At 47.1% G+C, this 14,759-nt stretch carries 13 protein-coding genes; 1 reads left to right on the top strand and 12 read right to left on the bottom strand.

The genetic code is table 11. The features are described 5' to 3' along the window. Nucleotides 1–2: 2 nt before the first annotated feature. The 7 genes from prmA to K1558_RS24430 all read right to left on the bottom strand — a co-directional run bounded on the left by prmA (nt 3) and on the right by K1558_RS24430 (nt 5,823). Nucleotides 3–1,049: a 50S ribosomal protein L11 methyltransferase gene (gene prmA / locus K1558_RS24460; RefSeq protein WP_238654572.1), complete on the bottom strand. Its 1,047-nt coding sequence runs from the start codon at nt 1,047–1,049 to the stop codon at nt 3–5. Nucleotides 1,050–1,141: 92 nt separating this feature from the next. Further along, on the bottom strand, nt 1,142–1,726 hold the full coding sequence (locus tag K1558_RS24455; RefSeq protein WP_238654571.1) for a DNA-3-methyladenine glycosylase I: 585 nt from the start codon (nt 1,724–1,726) through the stop codon (nt 1,142–1,144). A 108-nt stretch (nt 1,727–1,834) separates the two neighbouring features. Next, the gene (locus K1558_RS24450) at nt 1,835–3,496 is read right to left on the bottom strand and encodes a DUF4179 domain-containing protein (protein ID WP_238654570.1); all 1,662 of its coding nucleotides are present in this window, start codon (nt 3,494–3,496) and stop codon (nt 1,835–1,837) included. Beyond that, entirely contained in the window at nt 3,456–4,013 is a 558-nt protein-coding gene (locus K1558_RS24445) for an RNA polymerase sigma factor (RefSeq protein WP_338019729.1), read from the bottom strand. The genes K1558_RS24450 and K1558_RS24445 overlap by 41 nt, the downstream gene beginning before the upstream one ends. A 186-nt stretch (nt 4,014–4,199) precedes the next feature. Continuing rightward, a complete protein-coding gene (locus K1558_RS24440) occupies nt 4,200–5,114 on the bottom strand; it encodes a methyl-accepting chemotaxis protein (protein WP_238654569.1) in 915 nt (304 codons plus the stop codon). A gap of 133 nt (nt 5,115–5,247) precedes the next feature. Beyond that, on the bottom strand, nt 5,248–5,427 hold the full coding sequence (locus K1558_RS24435) for a YfhD family protein (RefSeq protein ID WP_238654568.1): 180 nt from the start codon (nt 5,425–5,427) through the stop codon (nt 5,248–5,250). A 36-nt stretch (nt 5,428–5,463) separates the two neighbouring features. Next, on the bottom strand, nt 5,464–5,823 hold the full coding sequence (locus K1558_RS24430; RefSeq protein ID WP_238654567.1) for a hypothetical protein: 360 nt from the start codon (nt 5,821–5,823) through the stop codon (nt 5,464–5,466). A 553-nt stretch (nt 5,824–6,376) separates the two neighbouring features. Between K1558_RS24430 and K1558_RS32895 the strand changes: the two genes are divergently transcribed. Continuing rightward, nucleotides 6,377–10,444, top strand: a complete 4,068-nt coding sequence (locus K1558_RS32895) for a S8 family serine peptidase (RefSeq protein ID WP_274528809.1) — start codon at nt 6,377–6,379, stop codon at nt 10,442–10,444. A gap of 215 nt (nt 10,445–10,659) precedes the next feature. On the opposite strand, the gene K1558_RS24410 is transcribed toward K1558_RS32895, so the two are convergent. The 5 genes from K1558_RS24410 to K1558_RS24385 all read right to left on the bottom strand — a co-directional run bounded on the left by K1558_RS24410 (nt 10,660) and on the right by K1558_RS24385 (nt 14,688). Next, on the bottom strand, nt 10,660–10,956 hold the full coding sequence (locus tag K1558_RS24410) for a hypothetical protein (RefSeq protein ID WP_238654566.1): 297 nt from the start codon (nt 10,954–10,956) through the stop codon (nt 10,660–10,662). Nucleotides 10,957–11,161: 205 nt separating this feature from the next. Further along, nucleotides 11,162–11,527, bottom strand: coding sequence for a hypothetical protein (locus tag K1558_RS24405; protein WP_238654565.1), 366 nt, complete (start codon nt 11,525–11,527; stop codon nt 11,162–11,164). Between the two features lie 34 nt (nt 11,528–11,561). Beyond that, complete coding sequence (locus K1558_RS24400) at nt 11,562–12,044, bottom strand: RHS repeat-associated core domain-containing protein (RefSeq protein WP_238654564.1); 483 nt, start codon at nt 12,042–12,044, stop codon at nt 11,562–11,564. 533 nt (nt 12,045–12,577) lie between these two features. Then, nucleotides 12,578–12,880: a hypothetical protein gene (locus K1558_RS24390; RefSeq protein WP_238654563.1), complete on the bottom strand. Its 303-nt coding sequence runs from the start codon at nt 12,878–12,880 to the stop codon at nt 12,578–12,580. Further along, the gene (locus tag K1558_RS24385) at nt 12,877–14,688 is read right to left on the bottom strand and encodes an RHS repeat domain-containing protein (protein WP_238654562.1); all 1,812 of its coding nucleotides are present in this window, start codon (nt 14,686–14,688) and stop codon (nt 12,877–12,879) included. The genes K1558_RS24390 and K1558_RS24385 overlap by 4 nt, the downstream gene beginning before the upstream one ends. Nucleotides 14,689–14,759 lie beyond the last annotated feature (71 nt).

The raw sequence follows: 14,759 nt of genomic DNA, 5'->3' as shown, positions 1-14,759 counted from the left end.
CTCTACCTCTTTCCGGCTGTAAACGCCACCCAGTCTTCTTCACGGGTTATTTCTAAGATTTCGAAACCGGAAGCTTCAAGCGCCTTTGCCACAAGCTCTTCCTTGTCCTTATAAATCCCGGAGGTGATATACAGCCCCTCCGGCTGAAGCGCACGGTAGACATCATCCGTGAACAGTACAATAATCTCGGCCAGAATGTTCGCTACGACGATCCGCACCGGCAGAGTAACGCCCAGTCCGTCAGCCGATGGTCCGTCAGCCGGTTCCGCAGGCTGGCCGGACCTCGCCGAAGGCCACATCTCTCCGGCTGCGGTATCCGCCGCTCCCTCGCCCCCCAGCAGGGAGAGCAGGTCGCTCTCCTTCACGGTCACCGCGTCTTCCTGCCGGTTCAGGGTCACATTCTGGCGGGCACTGACCACGGCCACCGGGTCCAGATCCAGTGCCAGTACTGACTTCGCCCCCAGCAGCACTGCACCCACCGCCAGGATACCGGAGCCTGTGCCGACATCAATCACTTCATCGCCAGGGGCGACATGCTTCTCTAATGCACGCAGGCACAGCGCCGTTGTAGGGTGCGTACCCGTTCCGAAGGCCATGCCGGGATCGATCTCAATAATCTTTTCCTCCGCAGAGACAGGGGTGTACTCTTCCCAAACGGGCTTAATAGTCAGCCGGTTCGAGACCCGCAGCGGCTTGAAGTATTGCTTCCAGGCATGGGCCCAGTCCTCTTCATCCACCGTCTGCCAGGAGATCTGCGCTTTGCCGGGATCGATGCCGAAATCCTTCAGCTCCGCAAGCCTGGGCGCCAGCGCTGCCGCAATCTCCTCCATATTTTCAGATTCAGCATAATAACCTTTGATGACCGCCTCGCCCTCGGGGATGTCATTGAGCGGCTCATCGTATAACTCACCATAACGGGTGTCCCGTATTTTATTCAGCGTACCCGATTCTTCAATAGATACTCCGCCCGCTCCTGCCTCATACAGCAGATTGGAGATCATCTCCTGCGCTTCCTCGGTTGTATGTACCGTCAGTTCGTGCCATAACATATTAATAGATCCTCCTAAAGGTGTTAACAACAAATATGAAGCATATCTAGGATAGTATAGCATTTCTACCCCATGCAGCGCCAAACTCCGGTTCAGCTCTCCTGCACAGCCCCACTGGTCCGGCAAAAACAATCCAGCGCATGGTCATCCACCATCCCGGAGGCCTGCATAAACGCATAGCAGATCGTTGAGCCGACGAACTTCATCCCTTTGCGCTTCAGCGCCTTGCTCATCTGATCGGACTCAGGAGTGGTTGCAGGGACCTCCGCCCTGTTCTTCCACTGGTTGACAACCGGCTTTCCGCCGATGAAGCTCCACAGATAACCGGAGAAGCCTCCCTCTTCCTCGCGGCAGATCTGCCGGTACACCTGTGCATTGGTAATGACTCCATTAATCTTCAGGCGGTTGCGGACAATTCCCTCATTTTGCATCAGCTCTTCGACCTTGTCCTCCCCGTACAGCACTATCTTCTCCGGATCGAAGCCGTCAAAGGCCTCACGGAAGCCCTCCCGCTTCTTCAGCACCGTATACCAGCTTAGCCCTGCCTGCATCCCCTCCAGCATCAGCAGCTCGAACAGCTTCAAGTCATCAGTCAGCGGTTTGCCCCATTCTTCATCATGATAAGCTATGTATACCGGGTCCGAGTTCACCCAATCGCAGCGCTTTAGTTCCACCATGTCTCTCTCCTCTGCCTTATGTTCCTTCATCATTTCTATAGCCGTATCTTCTAACTGTATACGAAAAAAAGAGAAGAACACAAGGTTCTTCCCGTTAAAATAATGTCACTATTGGCCTTGCAGCTGTACCCGCGTCTCTTTGTCCGGCTCATTGGTGGAGTAAAAGAACATGTATATCGAAGCTTCTGTGCCTTTGAAATCCTTGTACTTATCGATACTGTGGTTTTTTCCTTCACCTCTGAAATTTGTGGTTACAATGCTGCCGATGAGCCGGTCTTTGCCCTTACCGATGTAGGTCTGATTCACGCCGCCAAAATTCGGATCATCACTCTTTGTCTCCACATAGAGGTCTGCCCCCTGCATATAATAGGTCCATTGCACAGGGTAACCGCCGGTCTGCCGGATTAGCGTCTGCTTCTCGCTGGAGATGTTCTTTAATTCAAGCGGCGCCTTGTCATCCTCATGCAAGGTTACTTTATATTTTCCCACAAGCGTTATTGGTGTGTCTCTGGTAATCTCAAGATCCGCCGGCCGCTCAAAACGCAGTGTGACCTGCTTAGGGTCCTTAGATCCCGTATACCATAATCCGCCTTCCAGCTTCTGGCCGTTCACCTCAAGTGCATATTTAACATACGGCAATTGAGGAAACTTATCTTGGCTCCGGGCAGTCACACGAATCTGTGTCGGCGTTACCACCATCTGCTCAATCGTGTTCAACGAGTCTCCTGCCTCCAGCGGCAGATTCAGAGCGGTCTTCATCGTAGCACCAGCCATTTGCTTCTTGCTCAGCTCGAAGTCGAACGTCCAGGGACCATCAATATTGCGTTCAAGCTTGGTGTAACTGAGTTTATACGTGGTTTCGTCCTTCGGTACATCAGCAGGCTTGAAGTACTCAAGGGAAGTATATTCTCCGTGATCTCCCGGCTTGCCCATTACGCCTGCCTGAGAGTTCTTGACTTGCTGTCCGCCCCGGTAAGCTATAATTTGCGGGAATGCCAGCTTTCTCGCTTCAGGATCGGAAAAAATAGTATCCGTGGACAGCATCAGACGCTCATTCCCTTGCTTAAAGGGTTGAACACTGAAGGACTCCAGTCCATCCCGGTTGACCGGGAAGCTCTGCCGCTCCGGTGATTCCGTATCCAGCTTCAAGTCTACCTCCTGCTGGGAGTAGGACTGAATCCCTTTTGCAGTCAGGCTTACTTTGACCGTATCCTGGTCCGGACTCCAGTCTGTCTCGAAATAACCGTTGTACCGCTTGTTTGTCTCGTCCCACTGCTGGTAGTTGGATTCCATGTCATTGCCGTTGCCATTGGCATCCTTAAGGGACATTCCATTTACATTCCACATGGCGTTGCCCTTGTCTCCCCCGACATCCAGGCTGTAGAGAATCACTGTACGGTTCTCATCAGAGAGCGCCGTATGCAGTGTCAGCGTTACCCCATCCTTGGTAATCGTCTGGCCCAGCGGCTGGCCCAGGTTCTGCGACAGCGCCGCCTCTACCCCGCTACGGTCATTAAGCAGGCTGCCCCAATCAACTTGCACAGCAGCATATACGGGAACCGCCATCAGGACTACGCTGAATGAGGCAATCACTGTGACCTTGCGCCAATTGCGGTGGCGGACCGCACTCCCTGCTCCGGCACGGCTGCTGCTCTTGGATGAAGCATATCCCGCCTGCTCAATCCTGCCCCACATCTGCTCAAAATCCGGATAGATCAGCTCCTGATCCTCATTTAAGCGACGCTTTAACTGCGCTTCGGTTCTGTCCATATTCTTCATCCTCCCTCGTGATCGGCTCAATACCCTCTTCTTCCAGAATCTTCTTCATCATGCGCAGCCCTTTGTGCTGCCTCGATTTGACGGTTCCCAGCGGGATGTCCAGCATCCGGCGGATCTCCTCCAGACTGAAATCATGCATGTACCGCAGAGTCAGTACCGCTCTGAGCTTTATTGGCAGACGGGACATATATCCCGCCCACTCCAGCTTCGTCTCCTTCTGCTCCACCAGCTTGTCAACCGGCGGCTGCGGACTCTCCCTGAACATATGAAGGTGGTCTGCCAGCTTCTGCTGCAGGCTGCTCCGGCGCTTCAGATGGTTCAGGCAGGTGTTGACGGTAATTTTCATAATCCAGGCCTTCAGGTATTCAATGCTCTGCCATTCGCTGCGGAAAAGAGTGATAAACACCTCCTGGCACAGGTCCTCGGCATCGGCAGCATCGTGCACCATATAATAGCAGGTACGGTATACCTCCTTGCTGTAGGTCTGGAACAATTCCCTGTTGTCCACTGGATCGCCCTCCTTTCTTGTAGAATCTAATGCTTATAACAATCCCGGGCGGCAAAAGGTTCATTTATAGCCTAAGCATCCTGTGCGATTCCAAAAAAAGCAGCACGTCTGCCGGATCTAACGGCTACATGCTGCTTACATAGCATAATTATTGTATGATCAGGATCATTCCCCGGCAGCGAGCCTTCAGATCATATTCATAACTTCGCGCGCCTGGCTGTCCAGCTCCTGTGCAGAGCTGGCAATCCGCGTGAATTCATCCAGGGCAACCTGGATCTGCTGCTGGCTTATCTCGACATTCTCCTGCACCAGATTCAGGCCGTTCGATATTCTCCCTACTTCTTCAGTAATAGCCTGAACACTATCCCGAACCTCGATAATCTGATCCTGCACCATCGCCGACAGCTTCCTGACCTCCTTGGCGACAACGTCGAAGCCACGGCCGAATTCTCCGGCATGAGCCGCCTCAATTGCTGCATTCAGAGCCAGCAGGTGGGTCTGGGAGGCAATATCACGGATCGTCTGCACCACACCGCGGATCGCGGCCGCCTGCTTTTGCAGGCTCTGCAGCGTTTCGGTATTTTCGCTCGATACCTCTGCTATTCTATCAATGCTCTGCAGCAGCTCCTGGCTCCGATCTATGCCTTTGTCCGAACGCTGATTAAGACTGTAGGCCATTCCTTGCAGCAGCTCAACGACGTGGGTCATATTGTTCTGTCTGGCTGTAATATTGGTTGCGACCTTGGACACGCCAATGACATGGCTATTAGTCTCATCGAAAACCGGCATATATGTAGCTTCCAGCCAGACCGAGTTCCCCTCGGCGTCCATCCGTTCAATTTTATCCTGAAAGCTCTGTCCGGCGAAGAGATTCTGCCAGAAGATCTCATAGTCCGGGCTGTTCACGAATGCAGGAAGGCACAACTGCCGGTGCTCCATACCGTACATTTCCTCCACGTTGTATTTCATAGAGCTCGCGAAGATCTCATTGACATAAGCAACACGCCGGTCAAGATCGAAGCGGATCAGGGCGAGGTTTTTCTCCAAAGCTTTGACAACCAGTGCATCTGTAACTACTACTTGGCCTGCTGGATTCTCCATGTTGACTGCTCCCTATGAATCTCGATTTTTGTATTCCTCTATTATACACGCCAATGCACAAAAACACCCCGCTCGCGCGGGGCATCGCCAACCTTTTTCCCTGCCAATCTCTTCCTGCTTCTGACAGGGGGCGCTACTCCTTCTTCATGATTTCATCGAGCTGCCGTTTGTCCGCCTCCCGTGAACGGTCCATCGCCTCAAGATCATCCTGATCCGCTTCAGCAGCCGAGAATTCAACATCCTCCAGCTTTGCTTCATAGAGCATTTTCATTTTTTCGGTTTTGGAGAAAATCTTCGAGTTCTCTCTGTCCATGCCTGTCACTGCCTTTCCTTGTATTTAACCAGACGTTTAGATCATTCCGCCGGCTTCTTCAATAAGTGCCAGCGCCTGTCCGTGAACCGCCGAATCCACAATGACTGTCAGCAGAATATCCCTGCCGGTCGGTCCGCCATCCCCGCCGTGGCTCATTCCGCTGCCGCTCGTATGCGCGGCGGACAGAATACCTGTATGGTCACTTACGGCCGTCATGGAATCCATACTGGCCAAATTGCCGGTGACCGGATTCACGCCCGCCTGCTGCCCGCCCCCGCCGAACCGGCTGAACCGGCTGATCGTGATTTCCTCTGCACGCAGCGCCTGCAGCTTGCGCGATACACCTTCTGCTTCCTCGGGGGTTTTGAAATAGGCCAAAATGCTTTGTTCAGACATCGGATTTCCCCGCTTTCTGCCTCGTTTGCATTACACACTGGCTTTCTTGGCTATTTTGGATTTCAGAGCTGGATTTTATACATTTCTTACATATCAATCCCTTTAAATGGAGGAAATCAGGAGCGGAATTTGTAAACTATCTTTCTGTTTTCGATTAAATTTCATGTCATAATATATAACGAAATATATGACGAATTTTGTTTTATCATCTGTCATTTTGTATTTTTTTGTCTTTTATTCTCTACACCATTGATTCTCTAGTATTATTGCGTCATATAACATTCCATTGAAACCAAGAATTTCCCCGAAACCTTCTAAAATTTTGTGTGGATTTTACAAATAACCAGTGGTAAAATCTTCTTAATATTTTTCCTAGTAATCTTGACGGAAATAAACCGGATTAATAGAAAAGGAGAATCCGCTGACTGCCCGTGAAGCAGGAGAGATGTGAGCCAGAACCAACATCATATTGTGGAGGGGATTACATTTGGAGTGGTCAAAATTACCTCGTAAGCTATCATTACTAACTTTATCCTTAGGTGTAGCTGCAAGTATGATTCCGGGCGCGGCCTCCGCCGCCAGCAGCTTGAAGACACCTGTGGCAGGCAAACAGCTGCCAACCTTAATTCAAGCCAATCAGCCTTACATTTCTCCTCAGATCAATACCAAATCCTCGAATCAGGTCCGGGTTATCGTCCAGCTGAGCAGCCAGCCTGCAGCGGTCGGCAAATATGCGGCCAGACAAGGGATCAGTGCACTCGCCAGAACAGCGACTGAAGCAGCGGTGAAGAGCCAGCAGACTGATGTGCTGGACCAGGCCGAAGCGAAGGGCATTGACCTGTCCGTCAATTACAAATACGACACGGTATTGAACGGCTTCGAGGTCACGGTTCCGGCAGACAAGATTCCTGATCTGGCCAAGATCCCCGGCGTTACTTCCATCTATCCGAACAGCACCTGGTACGCGCTTCCTGATGAGACAGTGACCGAAGCAACGTACAGAAACGATAATGCTCCCCTAAAACAGATCCGTGCGAACTGGGCTGCCGATCATGGCCTTACCGGTAAGGGACTGAAGGTCGGCGTAATCGACACCGGTGTTGACTATACGCATCCTGATATTGCTGATGCCTATAAAGGCGGTTATGACTCCTTCTATCAGGATAATGATCCTTATGAAGAAGTGCCGTTGACTCCGGAGAAAGATCCTTACGGTGTAGGATATGAAGGGACCTCCCATGGTACACACGTATCCGGCACCATTATTGGACAATACGCAGCTAAGGGAGACGTGGCCCAAAAGGGTGTAGCGCCTGGAGCCAAGCTGTACGTCTACAAAGTATTGGGACGTAATCTTGAGAATCCAAGCAGAGCCTCCGGTTCATCTGCTCAAGTTATTGATGGTATCGAACACGCGGTGAAGGACGGCATGGATGTTATCAACTTGTCGCTCGGCTCCGATTCCGAGAAGGATGTCAATTCTCCGGATGTCATTGCGATAAACAACGCCGTACTCTCTGGAGTAACTGCTGTAATTGCCAATGGGAATAATGGAGAAGCAGGTTATTTCTCTATGGGTTCCCCTGCTGCCTCCCAACTCGGAATCTCGGTAGGTGCCGTTGACAGCCCTATCAAAGCCTTCTCAGGTGAATTCCGGGCAGAAATCCCGAACTCAGTCACTTCAGTGACTTATGACACTTATCAACCGTTCCACGTTATGGCCTATGAGTTAGGCAAATCTGACTTCGCTTCTATTTTTGGCACAGGACCTGTTAAGGTCGCCTATGCTAAACTAGGAAAACCTGAGGATTACCCTGAAGGCGATCTTAGTGATACCATTGTTCTGGTGTCGCGTGGTGATCTGACTTTTGATGTTAAGATCGCCAATGCCAAAGCCCGTAATGTAAAAGCACTAGCCATATTCAATGGTAATGCAAAAGAGATTGATGGCAAGATTGTTCCAGACCTTAGTGATAGCATCAAAGACCGGGATGGTTTTATCGGATCGAATTTCGGTGATGGATATCAGAATGTCCCAACATTAGATATTCAAGGTATGTTCGGACGTCAATTGGCACGAGCCATCGATGCCACTGCGGATAAAACTGCAACATTTACATTTGGCTCTGATTACCCGGTAGAAATGACACTAGGCGATGAAGTTACCTATTTCTCCTCAGCGGGTCCAAACTTCGACGGCAAACTTAGCATCAAGCCGGATATCGTTGCTCCTGGCTATGGAGTGCTCTCTACCTACCCTGCTTATGGCAAAGACCATCCCGAAACGGATTATTCCAAGGCCTATGCTCGCAGCAGCGGTACAAGTATGGCAACACCGCATGTAGCAGGCTTGGCACTGCTGATCAAAGAGGCACATCCAACCTATACACCTTTAGACATTCGTGCCGCCCTGGCGAACACGGCAGATCCTGTGTTCTACCAGGGTGCTCCTGAAGATTTATATCTTCAAGGCCCTGGACGCGCTAATGTAGAGAATGCGATCATTACTCCAGCGCTATTGCAATCGATAGAGCCGATCACTATTCTGGACAAGAACTTTGTCCCGCAGAATGTGATTAACTACAATCCGTCTACAAGCTTTGGCACCCTGCTTCCCGGTTCTGAAGCTAGCCAAGTGCTGCAATTGAAGAATATGAGCGATAGCACTCTCACCTATTCTGCTTCGGTGGAGTTGAACTCTGGGGATCCAGATCAAGTATCTGTGACACTAGACAAATCATCGGTAACTGCTGCTGCGAAAGGTGCTTCCACCTTCAACCTGAAGGTTAACGTTGCAGGTGATACTGAGCCGCAGTCGCTGCAAGGCAATGTTGTACTGAAAGCAGACGGGCAGCCTACTCTGCACTTGCCATTCGCAATTAGTGTAGATAAGACTACAGAACAGCCTAGCTGGGGTACAGGCATTCAAGAGGCAACGCTGAGCCAGCCAATTGTCTACACCAATTCAGGTGCCGTTCTGAACTACAAACTGAAAGCCAAAGATATTAACTACTATGAAGTGAATCTGGTTGGCCTTGATGATATCAAGAAAGGTTCCTTCCAGGTATCCACAACCGGAGCACCGGATAAGTTCTTCGAGCCTGGGAATTACAGCACGGTTATATCATCTACTTACCATCCGTATGACCACAACGGTGATCCAATTCTGGATGCCAGCGGCAACCCCGCAGTAGCCAGCCTGACCGATGGGGTCTACAAGCTTGAGATTCTCGGCATTAAAGCCAAAGATAATACGAAGACACCAATTAAGATCGACTATTACAAAGATGAATACTACAGCGCCTATACTTCATTCCGCTTTATCACTGCTTCTGACAATGGTAGTGGCGGAAGCGGCGGCGGCGGCGGTGGCGGTACAGTAGTAACGCCGACTCCAGTGACAGTACCTGCCGCGGTTAAATCTCTTGTGGAAGATGGCGTTCAACAGGTATCTGTAACACCTCTAACCGCCTCGAAGGATGGAGTAACCACTGTAACAGTCAGTGACAGCGATCTGAAGGCTGCTCTGGACAAAGCCGCTAAGGCCAAGACAGCCATTGTGATCTCTCTGGGCAGTATCGCCGACAAGTCGGCTGAGCTGAGCCTGACGGCTGAGCAGCTCAAATTGCTGGCGGGTGCTCAAGCAGGCAGCACCGTTATTGTGAATATCGCCGGATCAGCTGTATCCTTGCCGATATCCCTGCTGGCCGCTTCTCCTGCGGGCCAGAGCCTCAAGCTTGTAATCAAGCAAGAGCCGGATGCAGCAAGCAAGCTGATTGCAGGTACTCCGGGTGCCAAGGTGATTGGAACCCCGGTATCCTATGAAGCTTCTTGGACTACAGCAACGGGCAGCACATACTTGAACGTTCCAACCAACGTGTTCATCAAGCGTTCCTTCACTGTACCTGGCAAGATTGAATCGAAAACTGCTGGCGTACTGTTTGAAAAAGACGGACTGGTGACTCCGGTTGCTTCGGTCTTCACACCACAGGCCGATGAAACAACATTGGTTACCGTTAGCCGTCCAGGCTTCTCCGTATATGCCGCAGTCAGCAAACCGGCTGCCGCCTTCACGGACATCGCTAACTCCAAGTCGGCTGCCGCTATTCAGACCTTGGCCGACAAGCTGATTATCCAAGGAACCTCAGCAACAACCTTCGCGCCGCAGAGCAATCTGACCCGCGCTGAGTTCACAGCACTGCTGACCCGCGCACTGGGTCTGCGCACCGATGCTGCTGTAACCTTCTCGGATGTGAAGGCATCTGACTGGTATGCCAAGGATGTAGCTGCCGCTTCCAAGGCCGGTCTGATTCTGGGTATCGGCAATGGCAAGTTTGCCCCAACCCAGAAGGTAACCCGTCAGGAGCTGGCCGTCATTCTGGACAGAGCCCTGAAGCTGACCGGAACGGAACTGAAGGCTGTGGCCAATCCTTCGTTCACGACCTACACCGACAGCGCTAAGGTAGCCCCTTACGCCAAGGACAGCCTGCAAGCCCTGACCAAAGCCGGCATCTTCGCCAGCGAATCAGCAATTGCCTTCAATCCAACCGCTCCGGCAACCCGTGAGACAGCGGCCGCTGCTCTTTACGAACTGCTGAACAAGACTGGATTGATCGAGTAGAAGCTTCAAGTAAGGAAATTAGCCCCTTCACTTCCTGCTAAGGAAGCGAAGGGGCTTTGTTCTTAATTTTTTAGATTTAACACTTTAATGTGATTACTTCTTGATCATCGTTTATTATCGGAAATATGCCATGTGTTCCATTAGACACTGGGCGGTGGTTTTAGAGAAATACCACATGGAGTTATTGTTCTACCATGTGGCACAAAGTCTTTCTCTTATGATAATGATTCAATTATTTCTCCATCTGCAACTTTTCCAAATTCATAAAGTACAAATTTGCTTCCTACGAAAAGCAAATTTCCAGGTACTTTTTCAGGAAACAAAAATTCCACACTACAAAGTGTTTCATAATTATCATGATTTGAAATAATACTCAGTACAACGCTCCAATCCTGTCCTTCCAAATCATCCTGGAAATGCGCAGCTGTTGAATATTTCGTTAAAGGAAACCTCTTTTTCCCACCTTTTTCTGTTGGAACCCAGTTAATCCTAGCAAAAACTTTGTTGTCCATATCATTGCACCAATGTCACCTTTCCAAAATTAGCGTTTAGAACTTCTAGCTCAAAATAGTATCCAGGACCAATATTATCAAGATTTGGCATGGAAAACGCTCCATTTAAAATATTTTCATTAACAGTTGTAGATACAATTCGTGAATTACCAGGCATTTTCGACCATGCTTTTGCATCCTTAAGTGTAGTGGCAAACCATTTCCCCTACAGAGTGACCATTTTGGCCCCTGCATTAAGTGATTGCGCTGCTATAACTGTGCCTGTTGAAAATGTTGTTCCCATTGTTGCAACATCCGAAACGGCTAGGGCTGTGGGAGCTATAATAGGTGCGTAGAATATTCCAGCAGCTAGGGCAGGAACAGCGAGGGCTTGTGAAAGATAGTCCTCATGAACTCCTTCGTTTTGTGTGCGTATGGATGCAGTCTTACCAGTTGAATAGTCAGTTTTTGCAATAACTTCAGCACCCTTTGCTACTCTTATTGCAATTGCTTTATCGTGTGCGGCTTGCATAGCAGCAGTATTACCTGCTGATTTAGCCTTATTAAACTCAGTCGTATACTGATCAATCAACTTCTGGTCCGCTTTGCTCCAATACTAATACTCATCAATACGTTGTCCGGGTCGGATCATTATAAATCAACGGATTATTATGCACATACGTATAAAGATTCAGACTTAGAGGATTATCAATCTGCACTTCATGCGTATCCTCATTAAGAAAGCGCCTAATGCTCGGATCATAGTACCGTGCCCGCCAGTAATACAGTCCCGTTTCCTCATCATAGGCGTAGTTGTTCACTACTGTTCCGCTAGTATCGACAATCTGCACCACGTCTCCATGGTCGTTGTACAAGTAGTAATAATCCTTAGCCGCTTTTTTATCTTTCTTCACTAATACCCGGTCACCGCGCACGAAATTCGCTTGCTCGACAAACTGACCGTTCACAATTTTCTCTTCTGAGATGACTTGACCCTGAAATTTGTAGTTGACCTGAGTCTGAGTGTTGCCGTTGGTCTTCATGGACCGCATTCCATCCGCATAGAACTGGAAGCTGGTACTGATTCCGCCCTTGGTGACGCTTGCCAATGTATTCTGCTGATTATAGCTGAATCTGGTATCGGTAGTCCAGGCTTCCGGTGCTCGTATTGGACAACGTTAAGCGATTGCCTCGAACATCATACGTATACGTCGCTTGGCCGCCATCTGGGCGGTTAAATGAGATTAGCCGGTTTAGCGCATCGTAGACGTAAGGACTTTTTAACGTTTTTCAAATCGATCACTCTCCCACATTAACTTCCTCACCCATCATAAGGCAGTTGACCTACGCTAAGAAAGATTGTTCTTTGTCGATTGTGTAATGTTTTAGTCACATTTAGATATAAACAAATCCTTTTAGGAAGGGAATCCTTTATTTACATTAAAAAAACCACATGGAATAAATACTCACATGTGGTTCAGTACGAAGGCTTCAATAAGAAATTGCTTCAAACATTTTGAGCCCTTTGCCTTATACAATTACATACCTTGGATGAGGCATCCAATTAGCAACTCTGCTGCAAGCACCCTTAACAAGATTCATGTTCTCAAAACTATTTACGAACAATGCAGATGTGAAAAGTTTATTGATAAAGTCCCTTATTGAACACCGAAGAAATTTTCATGTATAGTTCAGTGACTAGACTGGTTTCCTTATTTTCTTGAAATGACAGTTGACTAATTACACAGTTGTATAAATAAAATAATTCGTAAGCTATTTTTTTTGATATAACTTCTTGCTCTCTTGATATTATTCTATAATCTTCTAAATCACTCAGTAGAATTAATAATTGATCTTTAGGTATGATCCTTTCTTTTCTCATTAAAACTACAATTTTATGAACATTCATAGAAATATCATTGATTAATTGAATTTCATTTTTCATGGTATCAACCCCACTATCGCATTTATTGGAATATACTTATATACTGAAACCTCACTATCACTTTCTGCCATTTCTGCTGCATATTCAGCACCAAATGGTTCGTAAACACCCATAAATTCATATTGTGCAGATTTTTTTATAGATTGAACTTTATTCAAGTCAATAACAACTATTCCATGACCACTATTAAACCGTTTAAGTGCTATCTGAATATCTCTAGTTGTTGCAATCCAAGGATCAAATCCCATAGAAATATCCTCCCCATCTTCGGACTTCTTATTACCATCAAGTATATGTTCAAGTAATGACCATTCTCTGTGCGGTGGAGTATGCTTGGAAACTATTCCTCTTCCAGCAACTAAATTACCAACATCATATTTACTAAGAGCCCTGAAAACAATATTTTTACTACCATCTTCTCTAAATTTTTCTGCCTGTTGTACACTAAGTATAGGCATATTTAAACTTTCTGCAATTTTTTTGTTAATATATTGCTGATCTTCACCAGCAGGCGTTGCTGCTAGTAATGCACTCATAAATACTGAAATTACTGTACCTACTATTCCCGTTCTTGAACCTTTTTTTGCTCCAGAAGCTGCTCCACCAGTGATAACTTTAAAGTCTCTTATTATTTGCTCAACCGTTTTGGGTAATGCCTCATGTCCCGTTGGATCTGTGTAGAATAAAGGATTATTATGCACATAAGTATACAAATTCAAACTCAGAGGATTATCAATCTGCCCCTCATGCGTATCCTCATTCAAAAAGCGCCCTACACTAGGATCGTAATACCTTGCTCTTAAATAGTAATATCCAGTCTCTTCATCATATACTTCTCCCGTATATTTGAATGGATTGGAGATTCTTTCAATTTGGTTACTAATATTTCCCCATTCATCATATGAATAACTGTTAACAATCGTACCACTGGTATCCACAATCTGTATAACATCACCATGACCGTTATAAAGATAATAATAGTCCTTTAAGTAATGGTTGTCTTTTTTCTCTTTCTTAACGAGTACACGGTCTCCACGAACATAATTAGCTTGCTGGCCATTATTTTTTTCTTCAGAAATGACTTCAGCATTGAAGTTATAATTATATTGTGTCTCATTATTCCCATTTATTTTCTTGAATCTTAAACCATCGGCATAGTAGTAGTAATCAGTTTTACTGGTTCCCTTTGTCACCGATGTTAAGACATTTTGGAGATCGTAAACATGGCTGGAATCTGTAAATTCCTTTTCTATCTCATCACTTGTCTCTATAGTTTTACGGTTTCCCTTTAAATCATAGGTATAAATTATTTTATTAGACAACCCATTACGATTTGATGTAATTATCCGATTTAATGCATCATATGAATAATTGCTAATCTGTTTCGTTCCATCAGATTTCGTTTCCGTTATTGAAATAATGTTACCATTATTATCATATGTGTACTGAAATTGAGATAAAATCTGCTCTCCCTTTTTATTAGTCACACTTTCAACCCAATTTAAAGCCTTATTATAAGTACATTCCGTCTTTAAGGTCGTATTGTCAGTCAATGTTGGAAATGTGATAGATTGAACTAATCCGTTTGGAAAATAATTGTACACAACATTAGCAGAACTTGAACTGTCAATAGCTTGATTACCATTGATCTGGATTTTACTAATCCGTTGCTTATCGTATTGGTAGTTTGTATAAAAGTTCAAAAAATAATCATTAATCTGAGTTAACCTTCCAACAGCATCCTTTTGATTTAATATATAAGCGCTGTGCTCACCTGCTACAGTGTAGTAAGCTCTCTTACGTCCCATACTATCTATATAAGTTGAACTAGAATTATTCAGTAAGTCGGTCGTTCTCTAAACGAAGACAAAGACGATCA

This window comes from Paenibacillus piscarius (genome assembly GCF_022234545.1).
In the GTDB taxonomy this organism is placed as follows: domain Bacteria; phylum Bacillota; class Bacilli; order Paenibacillales; family Paenibacillaceae; genus Paenibacillus_AQ; species Paenibacillus_AQ piscarius.
This window is presented reverse-complemented; position numbering and strand designations above follow the sequence as displayed.

Bases quoted from the DNA above. Each gene is read 5' to 3' on its own strand.
- K1558_RS24455 (WP_238654571.1), bottom strand. From the start codon at position 1,726: ATGGTGGAACTAAAGCGCTGCGATTGGGTGAACTCGGACCCGGTATAC.
- K1558_RS24390 (WP_238654563.1), bottom strand. From the start codon at position 12,880: ATGAAAAATGAAATTCAATTAATCAATGATATTTCTATGAATGTTCAT.
- K1558_RS24430 (WP_238654567.1), bottom strand. From the start codon at position 5,823: ATGTCTGAACAAAGCATTTTGGCCTATTTCAAAACCCCCGAGGAAGCA.
- K1558_RS24435 (WP_238654568.1), bottom strand. From the start codon at position 5,427: ATGGACAGAGAGAACTCGAAGATTTTCTCCAAAACCGAAAAAATGAAA.
- prmA (WP_238654572.1), bottom strand. From the start codon at position 1,049: ATGTTATGGCACGAACTGACGGTACATACAACCGAGGAAGCGCAGGAG.
- K1558_RS32895 (WP_274528809.1), top strand. From the start codon at position 6,377: ATGATTCCGGGCGCGGCCTCCGCCGCCAGCAGCTTGAAGACACCTGTG.
- K1558_RS24440 (WP_238654569.1), bottom strand. From the start codon at position 5,114: ATGGAGAATCCAGCAGGCCAAGTAGTAGTTACAGATGCACTGGTTGTC.
- K1558_RS24410 (WP_238654566.1), bottom strand. From the start codon at position 10,956: ATGGACAACAAAGTTTTTGCTAGGATTAACTGGGTTCCAACAGAAAAA.
- K1558_RS24450 (WP_238654570.1), bottom strand. From the start codon at position 3,496: ATGGACAGAACCGAAGCGCAGTTAAAGCGTCGCTTAAATGAGGATCAG.
- K1558_RS24385 (WP_238654562.1), bottom strand. From the start codon at position 14,688: ATGGGACGTAAGAGAGCTTACTACACTGTAGCAGGTGAGCACAGCGCT.